The 21,797-nt window shown below is 46.1% G+C and carries 19 protein-coding genes; 10 read left to right on the forward strand and 9 right to left on the reverse strand.

Features of this window, described 5'->3' with window-relative positions; translation table 11 throughout:
• Positions 1-14: 14 nt before the first annotated feature.
• From PUW25_RS04990 to PUW25_RS05000, 3 genes are read right to left on the reverse strand one after another with little or no spacing between them, the layout of a single operon-like run.
• Positions 15-830 carry a carbohydrate ABC transporter permease gene (locus PUW25_RS04990; protein ID WP_047913461.1) on the reverse strand — a complete coding sequence of 272 codons (816 nt, stop codon included), beginning with the start codon at positions 828-830 and terminating at the stop codon, positions 15-17.
• A 34-nt stretch (positions 831-864) separates the two neighbouring features.
• Positions 865-1,734, reverse strand: a complete 870-nt coding sequence (locus PUW25_RS04995; protein WP_047913462.1) for a carbohydrate ABC transporter permease — start codon at positions 1,732-1,734, stop codon at positions 865-867.
• Between the two features lie 2 nt (positions 1,735-1,736).
• A complete protein-coding gene (locus PUW25_RS05000) occupies positions 1,737-2,984 on the reverse strand; it encodes an ABC transporter substrate-binding protein (protein ID WP_047913463.1) in 1,248 nt (415 codons plus the stop codon).
• A gap of 458 nt (positions 2,985-3,442) precedes the next feature.
• On the opposite strand from PUW25_RS05000, the gene tnpB reads away from it, so the two are divergent.
• From tnpB to PUW25_RS05025, 5 genes are all read left to right on the forward strand, one after another.
• Complete coding sequence (tnpB, locus tag PUW25_RS05005; protein ID WP_274338536.1) at positions 3,443-4,579, forward strand: IS200/IS605 family element RNA-guided endonuclease TnpB; 1,137 nt, start codon at positions 3,443-3,445, stop codon at positions 4,577-4,579.
• A gap of 188 nt (positions 4,580-4,767) precedes the next feature.
• Positions 4,768-6,201: a PstS family phosphate ABC transporter substrate-binding protein gene (locus PUW25_RS05010; protein WP_052512249.1), complete on the forward strand. Its 1,434-nt coding sequence runs from the start codon at positions 4,768-4,770 to the stop codon at positions 6,199-6,201.
• 503 nt (positions 6,202-6,704) lie between these two features.
• Positions 6,705-7,622: a helix-turn-helix transcriptional regulator gene (locus PUW25_RS05015; protein ID WP_047913465.1), complete on the forward strand. Its 918-nt coding sequence runs from the start codon at positions 6,705-6,707 to the stop codon at positions 7,620-7,622.
• 84 nt (positions 7,623-7,706) lie between these two features.
• Positions 7,707-8,219 (forward strand): DinB family protein, encoded by a 513-nt coding sequence (locus PUW25_RS05020; RefSeq protein ID WP_047913466.1) that lies wholly within the window; start codon positions 7,707-7,709, stop codon positions 8,217-8,219.
• Between the two features lie 26 nt (positions 8,220-8,245).
• Complete coding sequence (locus PUW25_RS05025; protein ID WP_047913467.1) at positions 8,246-8,815, forward strand: YdeI/OmpD-associated family protein; 570 nt, start codon at positions 8,246-8,248, stop codon at positions 8,813-8,815.
• 240 nt (positions 8,816-9,055) lie between these two features.
• Here the strand turns inward: PUW25_RS05025 and PUW25_RS05030 are convergent, their stop codons facing one another.
• Both PUW25_RS05030 and PUW25_RS05035 read right to left on the reverse strand, forming a co-directional pair.
• The gene (locus PUW25_RS05030) at positions 9,056-9,979 is read right to left on the reverse strand and encodes an AEC family transporter (protein ID WP_205053969.1); all 924 of its coding nucleotides are present in this window, start codon (positions 9,977-9,979) and stop codon (positions 9,056-9,058) included.
• Between the two features lie 128 nt (positions 9,980-10,107).
• Positions 10,108-10,935, reverse strand: coding sequence for a nucleotidyltransferase domain-containing protein (locus PUW25_RS05035; RefSeq protein WP_047913468.1), 828 nt, complete (start codon positions 10,933-10,935; stop codon positions 10,108-10,110).
• 192 nt (positions 10,936-11,127) lie between these two features.
• Here PUW25_RS05035 and PUW25_RS05040 point away from each other — a divergent pair, with 192 nt between their 5' ends.
• Both PUW25_RS05040 and PUW25_RS05045 read left to right on the forward strand, forming a co-directional pair.
• Positions 11,128-11,643 (forward strand): mismatch-specific DNA-glycosylase, encoded by a 516-nt coding sequence (locus tag PUW25_RS05040; protein WP_047913469.1) that lies wholly within the window; start codon positions 11,128-11,130, stop codon positions 11,641-11,643.
• A gap of 277 nt (positions 11,644-11,920) precedes the next feature.
• The gene (locus PUW25_RS05045) at positions 11,921-12,940 is read left to right on the forward strand and encodes an SDR family oxidoreductase (RefSeq protein ID WP_047913470.1); all 1,020 of its coding nucleotides are present in this window, start codon (positions 11,921-11,923) and stop codon (positions 12,938-12,940) included.
• A 160-nt stretch (positions 12,941-13,100) separates the two neighbouring features.
• Here PUW25_RS05045 and PUW25_RS05050 read toward each other — a convergent pair whose 3' ends face one another.
• Positions 13,101-14,633 (reverse strand): FAD-dependent monooxygenase, encoded by a 1,533-nt coding sequence (locus PUW25_RS05050; protein ID WP_047913471.1) that lies wholly within the window; start codon positions 14,631-14,633, stop codon positions 13,101-13,103.
• Between the two features lie 184 nt (positions 14,634-14,817).
• Here PUW25_RS05050 and PUW25_RS05055 point away from each other — a divergent pair, with 184 nt between their 5' ends.
• Entirely contained in the window at positions 14,818-15,492 is a 675-nt protein-coding gene (locus PUW25_RS05055; RefSeq protein ID WP_274338537.1) for a MarR family transcriptional regulator, read from the forward strand.
• Between the two features lie 535 nt (positions 15,493-16,027).
• Here PUW25_RS05055 and PUW25_RS05060 read toward each other — a convergent pair.
• The 3 genes from PUW25_RS05060 to PUW25_RS05070 all read right to left on the reverse strand — a co-directional run bounded on the left by PUW25_RS05060 (position 16,028) and on the right by PUW25_RS05070 (position 18,889).
• Entirely contained in the window at positions 16,028-16,909 is an 882-nt protein-coding gene (locus tag PUW25_RS05060; protein ID WP_047912284.1) for a sugar phosphate isomerase/epimerase family protein, read from the reverse strand.
• A gap of 67 nt (positions 16,910-16,976) precedes the next feature.
• On the reverse strand, positions 16,977-17,834 hold the full coding sequence (locus PUW25_RS05065; RefSeq protein ID WP_047912283.1) for a sugar phosphate isomerase/epimerase family protein: 858 nt from the start codon (positions 17,832-17,834) through the stop codon (positions 16,977-16,979).
• Entirely contained in the window at positions 17,831-18,889 is a 1,059-nt protein-coding gene (locus PUW25_RS05070) for a Gfo/Idh/MocA family protein (protein WP_047912327.1), read from the reverse strand. The genes PUW25_RS05065 and PUW25_RS05070 overlap by 4 nt, the downstream gene beginning before the upstream one ends.
• A 226-nt stretch (positions 18,890-19,115) precedes the next feature.
• On the opposite strand from PUW25_RS05070, the gene PUW25_RS05075 reads away from it, so the two are divergent.
• Positions 19,116-19,982: an AraC family transcriptional regulator gene (locus PUW25_RS05075; RefSeq protein ID WP_047912282.1), complete on the forward strand. Its 867-nt coding sequence runs from the start codon at positions 19,116-19,118 to the stop codon at positions 19,980-19,982.
• 286 nt (positions 19,983-20,268) lie between these two features.
• A complete protein-coding gene (locus PUW25_RS05080) occupies positions 20,269-21,567 on the forward strand; it encodes an NCS2 family permease (protein ID WP_047912281.1) in 1,299 nt (432 codons plus the stop codon).
• Positions 21,568-21,797 lie beyond the last annotated feature (230 nt).

Here is a 21,797-nt window from a genome sequence, read left to right on the forward strand (position 1 = left end):
TTTTGTGTGTTTATTTAACCTTTGAGAGAGCCTGCCGTCACGCCTGAGATGAAGAAGCGCTGCAGGAACAAGAACATGACCAGCATAGGCAGAGATATGATGACAACGCCTGACAAGAGTCCTGGATAATTCGTAGAATACTCACCCTGGAACTGCAGCAGCGCCAGCGGGAGGGTCATCTTCGATTGATCCGTAATCAGCAGGAGCGGGAACAGTAACTCGTTCCATACCGAGACAAACAAGAAGGTAGCCGTCGCTGCTAGATAAGGGACCGAGAGCGGCATCGCAATCTGGAGATACATGCGTGACTCTCCAGCTCCATCGATACTGGCGGACTCAAATACCTCTCTAGGCAAGGATTTCATGAAGCCGTTGATCATGAACACAGAGAGCGGCATAAGAACCGATACGGAGACAAGGATGAGACCGATCCGGCTGTTCGTCAGCCCCAAATCCCGCAGGAAGGAGTGAATCGGAATCATGTTAACCTGAGAAGGCACCATGAGACCAATGACGAACAGGAGCAATATCGTTTTGGATATTTTATTCTTGAGACGGTACAGTCCGAACGAGATCATGCTTGCGAGAACAAGCAGCACAGCGACTGTCGAGAACGAGACGATGACACTGTTGCTGAAATACATCAGCATCGGCTGGCTTTGAAATAAGTGAATATAATTATCCAGCGAGAAGGAGGAAGGCACTCCGATCGGATTCATATAGAACTGCTGCTGGTCCTTCATCGTTGCCATAACGACAACAAGCAGCGGAAGCAGAATAATAATGGCATATAGCGTGAGCAGCAGCTTGCCGAGCGTACGAGCAAACAAGGGATATCATCCTCCTTTCACATGCTAGGCTTTGTTATACAGCACGGTCTGAGCGAATCGCTTTGAACTGCAAGAAGGTGACCAGTGCAATAATAGCTAGGAAATAAATCGATGCTGCCGAAGCATGCCCGAAGTTGTAATTTTGATATGCCGAAGAATAAATATACGTCGATAAAATCTCGGTAGAGTAAGCCGGACCCCCGCGGGTCATGACATATATCAGGTCAAACGCCTTAAATGATTGAATCGTTGTGTAGGCGATGACCAGTGTAGCTGCCGGTGCCAGCAGAGGCCAGGTGACGAACCGAAATATTTGCCAGCGGTTGCCGCCATCTAGTCTGGCCGCTTCATTAATTTCTTCCGGAATTCCATGCAGACCGGCCACGAACAGAATAACCATCTGACCGATATGCGCCCATGCCTGGATGCCTGCAACGGAATAAATCGCGATGGACGGATCACCCAGCCAGTTGTTAGCAAGGAAGGACAAGCCAATACGATTCAGTACCTCATTGAGCAGCCCCAGATTCGGATCATAGATATAAGTTCCGATAAACCCTACTGCCGCTGAGGACAATATTGTCGGGAAGAAATACAATGCCCGCAGGCCGATGTTGGCTTTGGAATTACGGACGAGCAGAAGCGATAGGACCAGTGATACAAGCGTCTGCACAATAACTACACTGAACATGAACTTCAGATTGTTGCCGATGGCTTTGTGAAAGATCGTGTTTTCCGCGACATTGACATAGTTGCTGAGCCCAACAAAGTTCATCGTATCCGACATGCCGTCCCAATCTGTGAAGGAGTAGTAGAGCCCCTGCAAGGTGGGATAAATAAAAAACACGAGATACAAGAGCAGGCCGGGTACGAAAAACCAGTAGATTGATTTGCGTACACCCATAATTACAGGTTCAGCTGCTGGTCAACAATGGCTTGGGCATTCTCAGCAGCCTTCTCCGGTGTAATTCCTGACATCACTTCCTGAATCGAGCTGGTTACCGCTTTTTGAATCTCAATATTAGTAATGAGGTAACGAGGCTGGAAACGAGTGTTCTTCGTACTCCAGTCACTGATCGCTGTCAGAGCTGGCGACGTATATTCAATATCCTTGACAGGGACATCCTGCTCTGTTTCGTTAGCTACCTTGCCTGCAGCTTCTGCCGTACTTAAGAATTCAAGGAATTTCTTCGCTTCCTCTGGATGCTTCGATTTACTGTTTATGCCCAGCATGAACGTCGTTGTATGAATACCTTCATATGTCGCTTCATCAGCAGGCACTGTGATCGGTGCAAGCAGATTCAGATCTAATTCAGGGTTACCTGCAAGAATGGCAGACATGGAATAGGAGCCTGTTGCGATCATGGCTGCTTTTTGCTGAGCCATAAGGGCGATCGCACCATCCGTGTTCGTCCCCAGCGCGCCTTCCTGGAAGTAGCCCTTATCATTAAGCTCCTTGAACTGAGCAAGCGTCTTCACCCACCATTCATCTGTCAGCTTCGCTTCTCCGGATTCAAGCTTGTCGAAGATTTCTTCATCCGGTGCATTATTCATCATCATCGGATTCATGAATTGACCAGGACCGATATCTGCTCCAGGGAAGGCAATGGGGATAATGCCCTCGCTCTTCAGCTTCTCACAGAGTGCGAGAAAGCCTTCCCAATCGGTCGGCGGCGTAAGGCCATATTGTTCAAAGAGTCCGGCATTATATACCGGCACATTGTAGATCAGATTGTAGGGCAATGCATACTGTTTGCCGTCCTTTGCACCGGATTCAATCAGATCGGGCTTGTAGTTATCGACGAAGGCCTCACCCGTCAGATCCGTATATAAACCGGCCTTCAGAATGGATTCGAACTGGGCTCCCGGGAAGGATGCGAACACATCACCGACCGAACCATCCATGAGCTTGGCTTGGGCCGTCGTTTGATACTGCTCGGACGGGAAGGTCTGCATGGTGACATCAATATTAGGATTCTCGGTTTCGAATTCACTGATAAGCTCGTTCCATACAGCGGCTTCGCTGTTCCAATGAATAAAGCTGATCTTTACTTTACCGCCTTCCGAGCTGCTATTGTCGCTTCCGCATGCGCTTACGACCAGAGATAAAGCCAAGGTAATCACAGCCATCGTGGAACGTTTTTTCTTTTTCATGAATAAGCCTCCTCCGTAGTCTACATAAACAAAAAAACGACAGAAGGATAGATCCTCAGTATCCATTGTCGTAGAATTCAAGCTTCAAAAGAGCATAAATAAATAACCTACTAAATTAGTTGGAATAGTGTGCATTAGCATCATACCACTTCCCGGTATCGTTCAGCAATGTAAATTCGTGTTGTTTGAATTTTGTAATTTTGTGGTTTGCAATGATATTTATCACAACTTCATAAATTATTAAATCGGTGAATTTGAAACTATATAGACAAATAAAATCATTTTGATCTATATACCCTTGATTGAAGCAGCTAAATGTTTTATGAAATTGATTCACTTATCACTTATAATAAAAATTTCTCGGTACAACTTTTTATCATAACCTAGCGAGAAGATTCCCGCTTCAAGTGCTTGCTAAGGGGGGGGGAATCGCGTCTTTTTTTGCCCACTAGACGAACATGTGTGCTATAATCTGTCTTATCATCCATATAAAGGAGGTGTTAGGCGTGTTGGTAAAAAAGACTTTCAAGTATCGCATCTACCCTAACGATGAACAGCAGTTGCTCATTCAAAAAACGCTGGGCTGTTGTCGTTTTGTCTTCAATCACTTCCTGGAAAAGTGGAATACAGCATATGCCGAAACAGGCAAGGGGTTGTCCTATAACCAATGTGCCAAACAACTACCTGTATTAAAAACCTCACTGGAATGGCTTGAAGAAGTAGACAGTACGGCGCTTCAAACTGCCGTACGCCATCTTGCAGACAGCTTCGATCGGTTCTTTAAGAAGACAAGCCGTGCTCCGCGTTTCAAAAGCCGCCGCAATCCTGTTCAGAGCTACACGGCTAAGCAAACGAACGGGAATATTGCGATCCGTGGCCATGAGGTCAAGCTTCCGAAGCTCGGGTGGATGCGCTTTGCCAACTCCAGGGCATGCGAAGGTCGCATCATTTCAGCGACGATGCGGCGCCATGCGTCAGGCAAGTATTTCGTCTCCATCCTTTGTGAAGTGGAGCAAGAGCCGCTTCCTGCCGCACATAAGCATATCGGCATTGACTTGGGTTTAAAGGCATTTGCCGTCTGTTCAGATGGGCTGCGTGTAGAAAGCCCAAAGGCATTTTGCCGCTATGAAAAGAAGTTAGCCTTCTGGCAGCGCCGCATGAGCCGCCGTACAAAGGGAGGCTCGAATTGGCATAAAGCCAAGGTGAACGTCGCTCGCATTTACGAGAAGATCGCGAACATTCGCCAGAACTTCCTGCAGCAGCTGACAACCAAGCTGATTCGCGAAAACCAAACGATCACCATAGAAGGCTTAGATGTGGTGAACATGCTCAAAAACACGAAGCTTGCGAAATCAATCGCGGATGCGTCGTGGGGTGAATTTGAACGCCAGCTTACTTATAAAGCGAAATGGTATGGACGTACGTTGAAGTTTGCGGAACCCTTCGCACCGACAAGCCAGACCTGCCATGTATGTGGCTTTGTAAATCCAAAGGTCAAACATTTGTCTATACGGGAATGGAATTGCCCATCCTGCAAGACGAGCCATGATCGGGACAACAATGCCGCTCAAAATATTAAGCGAGTTGCTATATAGCTGCTCGCTTAACAAGTTGTGGGAACCGCAGCTTCTCTTGGGGGACTGCACAAGCAGGACAACTTCAAACCGATGGGTTTGACAATCCAAGAATCCCCTACCTCTTTAGGTGGTGGGAGTGTTCAAGGGAAGTTACGTTTATATTAGGTAAGACGACGTTATACGGCAGAGAAATAGGGGGCATTTGAGTGTCAGATATAAAGAAAACTGCAAATCAAGGGGAGCCAGTATCCTCCAAGTGGGGTTTATGGTTTGGAAAAAGCATTCAAATCTGCTTAATGTATGTTGTGTTGACATTCTTTATCGGGGGGGTTGTAGGGGTTCCGGCAGGAAAGCTGCTGTTGCATCATCAAGTACCAGATCTTGGCGTTTTTCTGATTGCGGCAGTTTATTTCTATTTAATGGTTACTGTGTTTGTAAGTTTTGGGGCTTATGTAACTAGAGATACAGGTGCGTATTCGCGAATACTTCTGCTGTCGATTATTCCGCTGCTCGGATTTGCTCTCTATTATTGGGGATTGGGGATGCAGCTGTCAGATGGAGATGCGAGGGAGCTGTGGAGCTCGTCCTGGATGTGGTATTCGCTGAACCTCTACTGGGCTAACCCGGTATTGAAAGTATTATCTGCTTATGGTGGGGGGATGACTGTTGTCACGTTAGTTATGGCGCTTGTCCCGAGTATTAGTATCTTGCTTGGTATCGTGCTGCAAAGGAAAGTTAAGGTAGCCGTGAGTAATCGTACTCGCATTCTCGTATGGGGGGCGTTCCCTATACTGAGTGTCCTCGCTCTGCTGATCTTCATCGTGGTGCCAAAGGGGAGCTATACCGTTCACCAGTATCCGCAAATTGATGGTGCGACAGCTGCCATTCCTTTTGCCGAGAAGCTGAAGAGTGAATTAACGGGTGTTAATCAGCTAAGGGCAGCGGATGACACCCGGTTTAACACGACGCATCAGGCCTATCTAAACCTTATCGAAGGCAGAGCGGATCTTATCTTTGTGGCAGGTCCTTCTGAAGATGAGGTTTCCACGGCAACCAAAAATGGGGTAGAGCTCGAACTTCATCCCGTGGGGAAGGATGCCTTTATATTTTTGGTCAACGATCATAATCCGATCAGCGGTCTGTCAACAGAGCAGATTCAGGATATATATGGCGGATTTATTACGAACTGGAGTGAGGTAGGAGGCAGAAATGAGCCGATACTAGCTCTGCAGCGTGAGGCCAATTCCGGCAGTCAGACCTTTATGGAAAAAGGAGTCATGGTCGATGCGGTACTTACGGAGGTGCCGAAGGAACAGAAGGTCAGCCTGATGGGCGGCTTGATTGACCGAGTTGCCGCATATAACAATGAAGAGAACGCCATCGGGTATTCATTTCATTATTATGCGAGCGAGATGTATCAGAAAGAAAACGTTAAATTTTTGGCAATCGATGACGTGATGCCGAACAGGGACTCGATACGTTCTGGCGAATATCCGTACACTGCTGAGCTCTATGCTGTAACCCGATCGGATCTGCCGGAGGATCATGCAGCACGGGAGATAGTGGAGTGGCTTCAAGGAGAGGAAGGTCAGGAGGTTGTGGAAGAGGGCGGATTTATTGCTGTGGGTGATGATGAGTAAAAGAATAAAAGATTAAAAGATAGTGCTGGCTCAAGGGTGCTGCGTTCGCGAAAGTTTCGTCCGATCGTTCTTGTCCGGGAATGGCATAGGATTAGATAGGAAGGAAGCCATTCCCTCCCAAATACGAGCGCTACGCTTCTCCCGACAACTTTTCGCTCCCTCCGCAGGGGAGCCAGCAAAAGAAGCATCTCTTCCTCATCTTCGATTGGAAGAGGAGTTTGGAGAAGTCCGGCGTGTGAGGCAGCCGGACACTCTTGGGTGAGGGTGAAGAAAGACCGGATATTGTACTGGATGAAATCGTGCAGGATTTTGATTATAGATTCCCTGATTCGAAGGGAAAATCTATTTCGATCGATATATGTGAATGGACGTTAGATCCGAAATTCAAAGCTTTTGGTTTGTTTTCTAATAGAGAGAAATTCTACTCAGATAAGGGGTACGATATCGATTGTTCCTTTTAGAAAGATGTGGCGGCCAATAATAAGGGTAAGGCGGGCTATTTTATGAAACTGGAGCGGTTAATCTCGATCATATACAAGCTGTTGAATCACGAAGTCCTGTCAGCCTCCAAGCTGGCTGAAGAGTATGAGGTATCCCAACGAACCATTTATCGGGATATTGATGTGATCTGTGCGGCAGGCTTTCCGGTCGTATCCTATCAAGGGACGAATGGCGGATACGGTATGATGGACGGTTACAAAATGGATAAAAGCCTGCTCGGCTCGTTTGACGTGCATTCCTTGATTACGGTGCTGAGAAGTCTCTCCACTATTTTTGAGGACGAGCGAGTACAAGGAACCATTGAAAGACTACAGACGGTTGCGCCCGCGCAACAAAGCACGATTCTGTCGGTGAATTTGGATACCCGCCGTACAGATCATGATGCACTTCGTCATTTGCGAACAGCGATTGCCGGGCGGAATGTTGTTCGCTTTGATTATATTAATGCAAATAATGAACGTACGACCCGTGAGCTTGAACCGCTGCAGCTTCATTTTAAATATCGGAATTGGTACATTTATGGATACTGCCGAGCTCGTCAGGATTATCGGGAGTTTCGTTTGTCGCGGCTGATGAATTTGAACAAGACGGAATTAACCTTTGAGCCGCATCAAGGGGTGCTGAAGGAGATCGACGTATCAAACAAGCGGTGGGAGAAACAATTGGAGGAAGTTGTAGTTCGAGTGGGGCCGGAGGCTTTGGCAGAAGCGATGGATCAGTTCCATCAGGTAGACAAAGAGCCTCATGCGGATGGAAGCATGACGATGCGGATCCCTGTCTATCAGCCATTAACAGCTCGCTGGCTGTGGACAATCCTGCTCAGTTTTGGCGGCGGCGCTGAGGTCCTTGAGCCTCCTTCTCTGCGTGGTATCCTCAAAGAACAGCTCCAAAAAGCACTCCAATTATATGAAGATGTGTGACAGACAGCTGTCATACATCTTTTTTTATTATATCTACAGGAACGATTCAAATAATTTATAAAAACCCAAAAGGAGTCGATACGAATGACGAATTATCCTGTAGAAATGTTTAATTATCATACCTGGGCTACCCAAACCATACTACGTAGAATGAAGGAACTTCCTTCCTCTGTGCTCTCAGAAAATGTGAACAGCTCGTTTCCCACCATTGCCCATGCACTCAGTCATATCTATGCCGTGGATAAAATGTGGTATTTGGTGTTAACAGGCATGGAAATGCCAGATGCGTTTCAAGCATGTATGTCGATCAATGAGCGTGTTCTTCATTCAGTGGATGAATATGCGAGCTCTTATGATGAGTTAGCGGAGCGCTATTCAGAATGGCTCTCAGCCCAAACCGATTTAGAACAGACGATCCTGCTAAATAATCCATTCGCCGGAGTCCGTCAAACCCGCTTATCGGAAATATTGATGCATGTCGTTAATCACGGAACCTATCACAGGGGCAATGTATCGACCATGCTGCGTCAGCTCGGTCATGCATCTACGATGAACGATTATTCGTTTTATTGGTACCAGGAAGCTGCGAAGGTATGAATCGATAAAGGAAGATGATTTATTTGATGAAGATGGATAATCTGCTGTCTGTTACATCAAGAGAAGGTTTGAGGGTGTGGCTGCAGGAGAATGGAAACAGTGAAAAATCTTGCTGGGTTGTCGTGAGCCTGACACTACAGCCAGATACCATTCTGTATTTGGACGCGGTGGAAGAATGTTTGTGTTTTGGATGGATTGATGGGCTTAAGAAGAAAATATCGCAGACGGAAATGGCGCAGAGGTTGTCGCCCAGAAGTAAAAAGAGCTCTTGGACGGAGCTTAATAAAGAACGTGTCCGCCGTCTCGAGAAGCTGGGCTTGATGATGAATGAAGGGAGAAAGGTGCTTCCTGATATGAATCCTGATTCTTTTGTAATCGACCAGATTATAGACAGCAGGCTCAAAGAGGATAAGAGAGTGTATAATAATTTCTTGGCTTTTCCAGCCCTGTATCAAAGAATACGAATCGACACGATACAAAGTGTCCGGAACGAGCCTGATCTGTATAACAGCAGGTTAGTCAAATTATTAGCTCACACGAAAAAAAACAAGATGTACGGACAATGGCATGATAATGGGCGACTCCTAGATTATTAGATATGATACTATTTAGATGAAATTGTAGAAGACTTTGATCGGCGGTTTCCGGATGCTGTTAAAAAGACGATCTATGTGGATACGTGTGAGCTTGAACTTCAAAGTGATTATAAGCCAATGTCTATATTTAATGAAAGGGATAGTTACTACCTTAAAAGGAATTACACAATACTTACCTTCTTTTAAATTACAAAAAGCCTGGATCGACCATCAATTGTCGATACCAGGCTTTGCTTCTGTTTATGCAAATGATTTAGCCAATGCGATAAGTCCGATCAGGGTGATGATGTTAAACAGTGTAGAGATAAGCACGGTCTGTGCTGCAAAATCCGGTTCGTTCTGATACTCTTCTGCAAGGATGGAGGAGTTAACGCCTGTTGGCATCCCAGAAGCGATAATTAATGCCTGAGCTGTAATGCCTTCAAGACCAAGTGCAAATACCAATGTGATACCAATGGCAGGACCCACAAGCAGACGAATGATCATACTGATGTATACGCTGAGCCGTCCAAACCGGAGCGGATATTTCATAATCTGGGCTCCAAGCGTGAGGAGCGCAACGGCTACCATGGAATCTCTCGCATAATCGAGCGGCATGGAGAGAAAGGTCGGCAGCGGTGCATCAAGTACGTTCCACAGGATACCGAGCAGAAGCGCGTAAGGAACAGGCATTTTTAAAAAACCAATGATGACACTTCGATAATTCCCTTTCAGCTTGGCCCCTTGAATAGACAGGACCCCGTACGTAAAGGTCAGCAGGCTTTGCATCGACATAATGAAGGCCTGAACCGATGCAGCCATCGGATCTCCCTTAAACACGAGCGCACTGATGGGCATTCCATAGTTTCCGGCATTATCCAGCATAATACTATTGTTGAAGGCAGCCTTCATACCTTTGCTGAATTTAAAGGATTTGGAGACGATGGACCCGATAATATATAAAATGAATGCATACAAAAAATAAAATAAAACGATGGTCCCGAGCAGCTTCCCAGACATTTCGGATAGGTACATGCTCATAAACACGGCAGCAGGTGTAATAAAATAGAAATTAATCTTCGAAAGTGTGTAGAGATCGAGATTGAACGCACGCTGCATCAGTGACCCGACCGCAATAAGCACAAATACAGGCAGAACCACTTCCAGCAAGATGTCAGCAATCATGAAGTTTTCAGCTTCTTTCTATCAAGTTATGTAACATTTCTGAATGTTTTCAAACACTCGTTACATTATAGCACTTTAGCGAAGCTGTGGAGATGGTAAGTTTCATTCTTTTTTTAATAAGCCTGTGTTTATAAATTATGGGTTTCTTCGATTAGGCTTTGAAGCTTCGCCGCCGCGAGCCCCAGCTGATGTGGATCAGGGGAGAGCAGCTCTATAATCTCATCAATACGCTGCTTATAGTGAGCAGGCTTCAAGTCAAAACCTTCGATCAACTGAACGGCCCGTTTTTCGTTGATGCAGTGCTGTTCATTTTTGGCGAACAAGATCTGGTTCAAGCAGGACAGGCTTCTGAATACATGACCCATCACATAATAGCTGTCGTCTTTGGTGACACTTTTCTGGGAAAGCATCAAGGAGAAGGAGGACTCAAACGAGAAGAAATCGATCATATTCTGTTTATACGCCCCTGGATAAGGGGTTATTTTTTGTTTTAGTGAGGCAAGACGTTGGTCAGAATCAATCAAAATTTGAGCAATGGCGAGTTCGCCCATATACATCCCATTGATGTAAGCATGAGGGTGACCAGGCTGATAGCTGGCTTCTATTTTTCCGCCGAGACATTCCTGAATCACGTGCTCCACACGTACAAGATCCCGCAGGATCAGATCGACAGGACATCCATCGATAACAAACCATCCCCCAGCGTTAACCCATGGTCCCCAGCCTCCAATCGGGGAAATAGGCTCGCGGACTGGCTCATCATTTAGATCCATCACAGCCTTATTGATCTCATCAATGCTAAATCCTGCCTGCAAATCATAATAAATGCCGATATCGATATCCGAGTCCGTTTGGTGGGTTCCTCTCGCGCGGGAGCCGCCAAGAACGATACCGACAATGCCTGGAACATGGGATAGAAGGGTTGTCACCTTATTCAATAACGGAGTGATATCCATTTTGTTCAGCCTCCATTTCATTTCTGTTCTATAGCAAACATTTCAGCACAAGGATGGGAAGAGCTTCTTGGAAGATTGGATTCTTTTATCAACGTTCGGGTATTGTTATTATAGAATCTACTTTATCAAATAATCGGAGCAACGATCTACCAGAGATCAATGTATATTTTTTAGCTAAGGAGCTTGTTACATATGGAGGCAATTCTAGATCATTTGGAGCCAGGGCTCCAAGTCGTATTTATCGGGTTTAATCCAAGCATACGTTCAGGGGAAACGGGTCATCATTATGCCAATCCAAGGAACAATTTTTACCGGATACTATATCAGGCAGGTCTGACTCCTCGTCTGTATCAAGCAGAGGAAGATCAGGATTTACTGAAGCTGGGCTACGGGTTCACCAATATCGTCGCAAGACCGACGAAAGGTATTGAAGATATTACGAAAGAGGAGTATGCGGAAGGCAGGATCCTGCTGAAGAATAAGCTGGAACAGTATAGACCAGAAGTCGCCTGCTTCGTTGGCAAGGGTGTATATGCCCAGTATTCCAAAAGATCAAAAGCCGATTGGGGTTTCCAATCTGAACCTTATCTAAAAGGAATGCATGAATTTGTGGCACCGTCCTCCAGCGGGCTGGTTCGAATGCCAATGGCGGAAATTATCGATATCTACAAGCAGTTAAGTGACTATGTGCATAGTGAACGAAGCTAAATTGAAGCATCTTGCAGAAGGAGGTATTTTGCAGGATGCTTTTTGGTTTGTAAATATGGCAGTGCCCCGAATAGAAGTCAGACAATAGGAGGGATATGCAGACGGATGTCGAAATACGGTCTTGATGGGCATAGAGATGCAAAATCATTTGGAAAGGCAATGAATGTGGTTTTACGTCATAAGCCCGTGCTATCATTAGAATGATAGATCGTTTAGTTGATGCTTGCACCGAAATATTAAAAGTACTTGCGGTCATAATCTAGCGGAGGTGGATAACATGAAAGCGCTTTTTATTGGAGGCACAGGTACCATCAGTTCTGCGATCACTCGTCAGCTTCTCGAACAAGGCTGTGAGCTGTATCTGCTCAATCGAGGGAATCGGAACGAAAGCTTTGCAGCAGGAGCAACGGTTCTGCAAGGGGATATTAATGATGAAGAACAGGTCGCTGGACTGATTCAGGATCTGCAGTTTGATGTCGTGGCGGATTTTATTGCATTTCATCCAGCTCATGTGGAGCGGGACTACCGCTTGTTTAAGGATAAAACCAAGCAGTATATGTTTATCAGCTCAGCTTCAGCATATCAGACACCGTTGTCGGACTACCGTATTACAGAGGGAACTCCACTATCCAATCCGTACTGGGAGTATTCCAGGAACAAGATCGCATGTGAAGAGTATCTAACACAGCAGTATCGGGAGCACGGATTCCCAATCACGATCGTTCGGCCAAGCCACACGTATGATGAAAGATCAATTCCGCTCGGCGTTCATGGCAGCGGCGGTTCATGGCAGGTTGCAAAGCGCATGCTTGAGCATAAGCCGGTCATTATTCATGGAGACGGTACATCATTATGGACGATGACCCATAATCGTGATTTTGCGAAAGGCTTTATCGGTCTAATGGGGAATATCCATGCCATTGGAGAAGCTGTCCATATTACCTCGGATGAGACGGTCACCTGGAATCAAATCTATGAAATTATAGCCGACAGCCTCGGTGTGAAGCTGAATGCCGTTCATGTGGCGTCGGAGTTTCTGGATGCGTGCAGCACTCAGGACTATAGAGGAGGTCTGCTTGGCGATAAAGCCAACTCCGTCGTGTTTGATAATTCCAAGCTGAAGCGACTGGTCCCTGATTATGTGGCTACGACTCGGCTGGATCAAGGGATCAAGGAGACTGTCCAACATATACTTGCACATCCAGAACTGCAAAAAGAGGATAAGGAATTTGATATTTGGTGCGATAAAGTAATTCAGGCCCTTGATGCGGCTGCAAATATACTCGTGGAAAAATAGGCGGCGCAGCCAGCCAACTACGAACCAGCTTCACAATAAAAGGTCCGAAATCTGCCACAGCAGTCTCGGATCTTTTATTGATTTTCGCTGATCTTCCGCATAATGAAAATATCATTCCCTCTAGAAAATCCCTCTTCAAGGGCAATCATTTATATATTCCTCATTGTAGTGGTGGGGTAAGCTCTTTGGCTGCAGCGTCGAAAGCTGCATGCCAGTCTTTCGTAATAATGCTTCCAATGTATCCATCTGGTCGGATCAATACTAATGTGTCTCTAGTGATGCCATAGATACTGTTCAGATTACCGGTGCTGTCAATGATGCAATTATGATCAATTCTGCCATGGGTCTCCACTGAGTAGCGATGTAGTTTGGCACCTGTAGCTGGCCACGTCAGCTCGTGAAGTGCCTTGGTAGCGTTAGCTCCAAAGGCCAACAGAGTGAAGTGCGGCCCTTGATAGACGTTAAAGAGTCGCCGTATCCCATCCTGTCCGATACAAGTTGAGTCCGGTGCTCGGTCACCAACACGGAGGGTTTTGGTAGCAGGTGCTTCCATTGGTGCAAGTAGACCACCATGATAAGAGATACCGAGCTGTCGTTCTTCGTCTCCTCGCTTAAGGCTGGATAGACGATGCTGCTTGAGTCCGGAGTATAGCTCATTAGATCTGCCAAGTACGAATGCGGCAATTGGCAGTCGTTCGTTCTCATAGCTGTCAAGGAGACGGTCAGGAGCACCTGCAATCACCTGGCTGAGCTTCCAGCCGAGGTTGTAGGCGTCCTGGACTCCAGTATTAAGACCTTGCCCTCCAGCCGGAGTATGGACATGGGCGGCGTCACCGGCCACGAAAATCCTTCCTGAGCGATAGTGCTCAGCGAGCCTGACGTTTGGCCGGAATATCGAACTCCAAGTGATGTCATGGAGCTTCAAACCGGTAAGCTTATAAAAATGGGCTGCCAACGCGGTATTGTGAAGGTCGGGTGTTTCGTTTGGTGCCAGTTTAATCATAACCTGGAACTGGTTCGTGTGGGGCAAGGGGCATGCTGCGACAGATTTACCTTGAGTTCGTGGCCATATATGCCACCGTTTGCTTGATAATCCATCAATTGTAGCATCGATAATGATCATTCGGTCGGATTCATCGGTATCGCCGATGAATCGCGTACCCAGTACTTTTCGAACGGTGCTCGAACCCCCGTCGGCCCCGACCAGATATCTGCTGCGTATTTGTTCTCCTGTAGAGAGAGTCACTGTCACCCCATCTGCATCTTGTTCAAAGTCTTCCACCGAGGTATTAAACTCAATACATAGTCCTTGACGTTCGAGGAGACGGTGCAAGATAGCGTCAGTACGAAGCTGTGGCAGTAGTAGGATATTTGGATAAGGTATATCTGGAGTTGGCTTGCTTTGCATTTGCATACGCCACGGTATAGTGATCGGTCCGATGTGGAGTCCTGCAAGCGGGTATGGTCCGCCTTCATTGTGAGCTTCTTCAAGTACGCCGAGGTCTTCGAAGACCTCCTGGGTCCGGGGTTGAATCCCCTTAGCACGGGAGCCTTTAAAAGCATGTGCTGCCTTGTCGACTAGACGGACGCGAAGGCCGCGTCGGAGTAAATCCGCAGCCAGTGTGGAGCCGGTAGGACCTGCTCCAGCAATAAGTACGTCGATATAATGCTGGTCGGTGGGTTTGATCGTCATCTCAGTGTTCACTCCTGTTTTGTTCTGTATCCGTTTTTTGTTTCTAAGAAATAATAAAGTTTCTAATGAACAATATTAAAGAGCTTAATGATTTATGTCAACATAGTTTCGTGGAAACTTTATTGGTGAGCTTCTTCTTGATATACTGGATTTTAAGTTAACCACCATTTCCGGAGGAAAATAGATGACAGATGATTTAGGAGTACAAAAAAAAGATCGACTTATAAACGAATTGATGGGAACAGTGAATGCTCTACAGCAAAAATTTCAAGGAGAAGAGGATGAAGAAAAACAGTGGCTTATTCAAAATAGTCCTAATCCAGTCATTGCAGAATTGATGAAGGATATGACTGTCAGTATGCTGCATGTGTTGAGCGCCATTGGTAAGCTTGAGCCTGTCAATGGGATAACGATATCGAAGCAATTCGGCTTTTCAAAAGGGAATGTTTCTAAAATCACGAGAAGATTGGCAGATAAAAAAATTATTGATTTTGAATATATTCCTGGAAATAAAAAGGAAGTTCTGTTTCGTACAACATCACTAGGCAGAGAAATTAATCGTTTGCATGAAGCATTGCATCAAAAAATAGATTTTGGGGTCCATCGATTCTTGCAGCGGTATAACGAAGAGGAGTTGGAATTTCTCGTTAAGGTTCTACATGAAACATGGCAGACATCATGGATTTATCCGGAGACAAATGAGAATCCAAATGAACTCAGCCAGAGTACAAGCGAAGTACTAGGTAATCCTATTGTTTCCAAGGAAATGAGCGAAGTCACTGAGATGCTAAATAAGCTGGATTCACGTGATTTAAAGAAAGCGAAAGCAATCCTTCATGCTGTATTTTTTTCGGAGTAGAAAAAAGGTCCGACATCTGCTTCCGCAGTATCGGACCTTTTTCATAATTCCCCCACATCAGTTAATAAGAAGTGTGGGGGATGCTCTTAACGGAGGTTGGCTGATAAGCGAAGAGAGCGAAGGGGTACAGAGAGAAGCGCCAGCGCTCGTATTTGGTTTGGAGAGATAACCTTAGATAATCCAATCAGAGCTCTCCAAACCAAGAACGATCGAACGTACCTTTCGCTATCGAAGCGGAACAGCCAGCTAACACGAATTTCATAAAAAAGGTCCGACATCTGCTTCTGCAGTATCGGACCTATTTCATAATCCCCCCCACATCAGTTAATAAGAAGTGTGGGGGATGCTCTTAACGGAGGTTGGCTGATAAGCGAAGAGAGCGAAGGGGTACAGAGAGAAGCGCCAGCGCTCGTATTTGGTTTGGAGAGATAACCTTAGATAATCCAATCAGAGCTCTCCAAACCAAGAACGATCGAACGTACCTTTCGCTATCGAAGCGGCGCAGCAGCCAACCTCCTGCTTTTTCCCAACTAACTCAATATCCCCGATACTTCTTAATAAACTGAACCGCCTTCTTAATATCTTCCTCCGGTGTACTGCCAACCTCGCGCTCAATCGTCAGATAGCCTTTATAGCCAATCTCCTGTAAAGCGGCAAAGTAAGCATCAAAATCCACCTGACCTTCACCAAGAGGCACTTCTAAAAAGGCCGCTCCCGAGGAGGCCATCTCCGCAATCTTCTCATGCGTCATCCCTTCATAGCCGAGGTAGCCATATACTTCCTTAGGATCAATAGGTCGGGTCTGCCTGCCGTCCTTCACATGCGTATGAACGATGTAATCCTTGAGCAGCTTTACACCTTCGACGGGATCATCGCCAGTCACCATGACCATATTGGCAGGATCGAAGTTGACCGACACTCCGTTTGTACTGAGAGAATCAAGGAAGCTCTTCAGATGGGCGGCGCGTTCAGGGCCGGTCTCGATTGCAAAATAGGCATTCATGCTCTTCGCATAGACGCCAAGCTCTTCACAGGCTTCCTGCATTGTGCTGTAAATAGAGCTGTTTACATCATCAGGGACGATGCCAATATGTGTGGTAACCACATCGGTGCCCAGCTCCACAGCGAGGTCTAGAATGCGCTTCGAGCGTTCGATCTTCTCACGGTTTGCTGCCGCATCCTGAAAGCCATGTCCGCCTAAATCCCCGCATAGTGCCGAGATTTCAAGCTCTAAGTCAGCAATATAGCTGCGCAGCTGCTTACGGTCTGTGCTTGTTAAGTTCTCAGGAGCCATTTCTCCAGAGACCGCATAGATTTGCACACCCTCTGCACCAACCTCTTTGGCCTTTACGAGACCACCCTTGAGTCCTGCTTGGAAACTATCCGATATGACGCCGATCTTATTTGTAAAAGACATACAGTACCTCCTTATCTACCTTCGTTCTAAAATTAAGTTTAGGGTTGGGGATTCAGTCCGCTAGATTTCAGACTTCGTCCCATATTCTTCTTACGTTGGCGAGTCCTGCTCTCGAACCCAATTCGCAGTCTTCCAATCCTTCGAATTCGAGGCTCAGATAGCCGTCATAACCAGAGGATTTGATCATCTTGATAATATCACGCATCGGAAGATCTCCTTGACCGGCGACTGCACCGCGTAAATATTGGCCTGCTGTAGAGGTGAAGAAGCCTTCCCCTGGATACTGCCCTGCCGGACGGACATAGAAGTCCTTGATATGCACAATGGAAGCATAAGGGAGGTTGTTCTTCACAGCAGCAATGGGCTGCTCGTCGGCACACAGGAAGTTTCCGATGTCCAGTGTTGTTTTGAAATTAGGCAGCCCTACAGCATGAATCAGCGCCTGTACACGGTCGCTTTGCTGGATGAAGAACCCATGATTCTCCACACTCGTCGTGATTCCATATGAAGCTGCATATTCTGCAATACGGCGGCAAGCATTCGCCAGCTGCTCCAAATGAGCATTGAAATTAGCGATGGATACATCCGGGGATGAGGCGACATCATGACGCATTAATTTGACGCCAAGCCGGTGTGCGATATCTACCTCTCGCTGCACTCTGGCGATCTCCTGTTCATAAGCATCCTGGTCATTCAGCAGAAAATTAGCACCGATCGCATAGTTAGATATTTCGAGTCCACGGGCAGCGGCTTTGGATACGATGGTATCAATCAGCTCAGGCTGCTCTGTGAGATTATAGCCGAGCGGAACAATCTCCACATGTTCTCCGCCATGATCCGCAGTGAAGTCAATGACATCTTCGACCGTCATTTTACCGCTGTTCAGTGCCTGATACAGGCTGTAAGTGCTGAGTCCGAGCTTCATAAGTACACTTCCTTCCCTGTGCTGGCAGATTCGTAAATGCCGCGAAGGATCTTCATAATCTCTACGCCGTCCTCAACTGGGCTGATCGGCTGCTTGCCCGTCTGTACACACTCTACAAAATGGTCAATCTCGCTCTGGAACGCTTTCTCAAACTGGAAGCCCTTGCTGTCGGTCTGAGGCTTGATGTTTATAATCGTATCGTTTTTCTCTGTAACAATGACGACTTCCGGATCGATTTCGAATCCACCCTTGTCACCATAGAGCTTAACAACACCTTCATTTTCTTTGGCATGCAGTGTGAAGCTCACATCTACAAGCAATGTAGCACCATTTTCAAACCGAATCAGTGCATTGGCCAAATCCTCGACATCATTACTCTCCGCACTGTAGTCTGCTGCTTTATAAGAGGATAGATTTTTGATATTGGATCGGTTGCCTAATTTGCGGTAGGTGTTGCCGCTGACGGATTTTACTTTGGGTCTGCCCATCATGTACCAGCAGAGATCAATGACATGGACGCCGATATCAATCAGCGGACCTCCGCCGGAGCGTCTTGAATCTGCGAACCAGCCGCCCGGATTACCGAGTCTGCGGATATAGGAAGCTTTGGCATAATAAATCTCACCGAATTCTCCGTTGTCTGCAAAAGCTCTAAGCATCTGCGCATTCGGATCGTATCTGCGGACAAATCCGACTTGAAGTATTTTGCCGGATTCTTTAACCGCCTGCTGGATCTTTAGAGCTTCTTCCACCGTCCGGCAGAGGGGCTTCTCCACGAGGACATGCTTGCCAGCCTTGAGAGCGGCGATGCTGATCTCGGCATGAGTATCATTCCAGGTACAGATGCTGACAGCATCGATCTCCTCATTGGCCAACAGCTCGTTATAATCGCTGTAGGCGTGTGGAGCTCCGTATTCTTCGGCTGTTTTTTGTGCTCTGTCCAGATTCATATCACAGACCGCGAGAAGTGTTACATTCGGATTATTTTTATAAGGAGTTAAGTGATATTGAGAGATGCTGCCTGCGCCAATGACGCCAACTTTTAGTGTACTCATATGTAATTTCGTGCTCCCTTCAAGCTCTGTAATAGGATATACTGGATAGAAAGAACCGATCTTCACTGCAGACATTCTAAACGCTGAAATGCTAAGAAGTATGCGCTGTCAGCTTCATGGCTCAATCTATTCATGATTCACAACTATTGTATTTTGGGACCTATGAGAAAGCCATGCAGACGGATGCTGATTATTTGAACAATTGTGCGGTCAATGGAGGGGTGACATGCTTAGAAACGCTGCGTTGCGGGAACCTATGGACATGCCGGATCCACACTTTCCGATCAAGCTTCATCATTGTGAGTACAGAGAGAAGGGGCAGACGCTGTTCCCTCCACATTTTCACGAGCATATGGAGATTTTGTATTTTGTACACGGCGAAGCGGAAATCGAATGCAATTCGCAGGTCACTCATGCCAAGGCTGGAGACTTAATTATTCTGAACAGCAACGATCTGCACTATGGGATCAACTTGTCCGGTGATCTGCTGTATAATGCCCTCATTGCTGATTTTTCGTTGCTGCAGAGTCCATCGCCGGATGCGGTGGAGACCAAATTCATTACGCCGATGACACAGAATAATGTGATGTTCAGGAATCATATTACAGATGATGAGGAGCTGCGAGGTGCGTTTGAGCTGATCAAACACGAGTTCCGCAATAGAGAGCTGGGATATGAGCTTGCCATTAAATCCAGCATGTACCGTATGCTGACGATCCTGTTCCGTAAATATGTTGCTGAATATATGCCGCTGTCGGTGTTTAACAGCCGTACCAAGAATCTGACGCGATTTGCTCCGGTCTTCAAATACATAGAGGAGCATTATTTGGAGGAGCTGTCGGTAGAGCAGCTGGCCCGGATGGCCAATTTGTCGCGGTTTCATTTCAGCCGATTGTTTAGCGAGCTCACGAACAAGACAGTAACCGATTATATTAATCAATTCCGAATCAACAAATCGGAGTATCTGCTCCGTAACACGGAAATGACGATCTCGGAGGTCGCTCTTGCAGCCGGATATAATGATATTTCTTACTTCAGCAGAACGTTTAAGAAGTATAAGCACGTACCGCCCTCCAGCATTCGAGGTCAATAAAAACGAATAAACACTACGAATAGACTTAATATAGTTCGTAAATAACTGTGAACAAATCATGATTTTATTGACATGTCGTGTTAAATTCTTTAGAATACGAAATGCGCATCAGGTTAAAAACATAGATATGTATCCTAATATTTTGGTTTAAAGCTTATAAAATAGAGCTGTTAGATCCTAATGACGAATATAGGAGCGACATTTTAACAATCCTATAAGAGTAGATTAGGATTTTTTGTTTTTAGCACCGTATGCACAACTATGAAGGCTGGAGGCAGGCTATTCCATGGAAAGATGGTTCAAATTAAAAGAAAGAGGCACTAGTGTCTCAACCGAGATTATAGCCGGAATTACGACATTCTTTACGATGGTCTATATCGTGGTCGTCAATCCAGGTATTCTGAGCAGCACAGGAATGGATTTTAACGGTGTGTTTATTGCGACAGTCCTTGCAAGTATTGTGGCCACACTGATTATGGGATTATGGGCTAACTATCCAATTGTTATGGCGCCTGCCATGGGATTAAATGCATTCTTTGCATACAGTGTTGTAGCTGGCAGCGGCGTTTCGTGGCAAATTGCACTGGGTGCGGTATTTGTTGCAGGTATACTATTCATTATTCTATCACTAACTTCATTCCGCTACATGCTGCTTAATGCAATTCCAGAAAGTCTAAAGCATGCGATTACGGCAGGGATTGGCTTGTTTATTACAACGGTTGGACTGCAAAATGCAGGCATCATCGCAGCTTCCGAGTCTACGCTGATTACAATAGGGAATCTGTCCGAGCCTATGGCGTATCTGACAATCATCGGCCTGCTGATTACCGTTGTACTGATGGCTTACAACGTAAAAGGTTATCTATTCATCGGTATGGTGATTACCGCGATTATTGCCTGGATCATGGGACTATTCCAAATGCCGGAATCCATCGTGTCCCTGCCGCAGGGCTTCACGACTACTGCATTCCAGCTGGACATTGCTGGTGTATTCTCAAACGGTTTATATACGGTCATATTTACATTCCTGCTGATTACCCTGTTTGATACAACGGGCACAATGCTCGGTGTTGCTGAACAGGCAGGGCTGATGAAGGATGGGAAATTCCCGCGGTCCCGCGGTGCGCTGTTGGCTGATGCAGTCGGAACGACTTCGGGCGCATTGTTCGGAACAAGCCCGACATCGGCTTATATTGAGTCAAGCACAGGGGTTGCTGCCGGAGGAAGAACAGGACTCACGGCTGTAGTCGTATCCGTTCTGCTTGCATTAACCTTGTTCTTCTCACCTATTATTAGTGTAATCTCAGGTATCCCGGCTATTACATCGCCAGCGCTGATTATCGTCGGTTACTTTATGATCAACATTATTAGTAAGATCAAGTGGAATGATCTTGAGGAGGCCTTCCCGGCATTTCTTATTATCATTCTTACTCCGCTGACACATAGTATTGCAACAGGAATCGGGGTAGGGTTTATCTTCTATCCGGTACTCAAGCTGCTGCGCGGAAAAGGCAAGGATGTTCATCCGATATTCTACATCTTCGCGGTATTGTTCTTCATCCAGCTTGTCTTCCTGGATCATTAATCAATATAGAGATTTTAATAATTAGGAGAGCGCGTGTAATCAGGCTGCTCTCTTTTTTTAATGCTGAGGCAGATTCCTATAATATCTAATTTTTATATGAGTATAGAAAGAATTTACAGGGTATTCTTGGATGGTAAATTATGATAAGTTATTACCGAAAGCGCTTTCAGTATAGTCGAGCACGTTCTGCTGCGCTTGTATCATGACCTAAATTACATAAGGAGAGATGC

Source organism: Paenibacillus urinalis (assembly GCF_028747985.1).
In the GTDB taxonomy this organism is placed as follows: Bacteria; Bacillota; Bacilli; order Paenibacillales; family Paenibacillaceae; genus Paenibacillus; species Paenibacillus urinalis.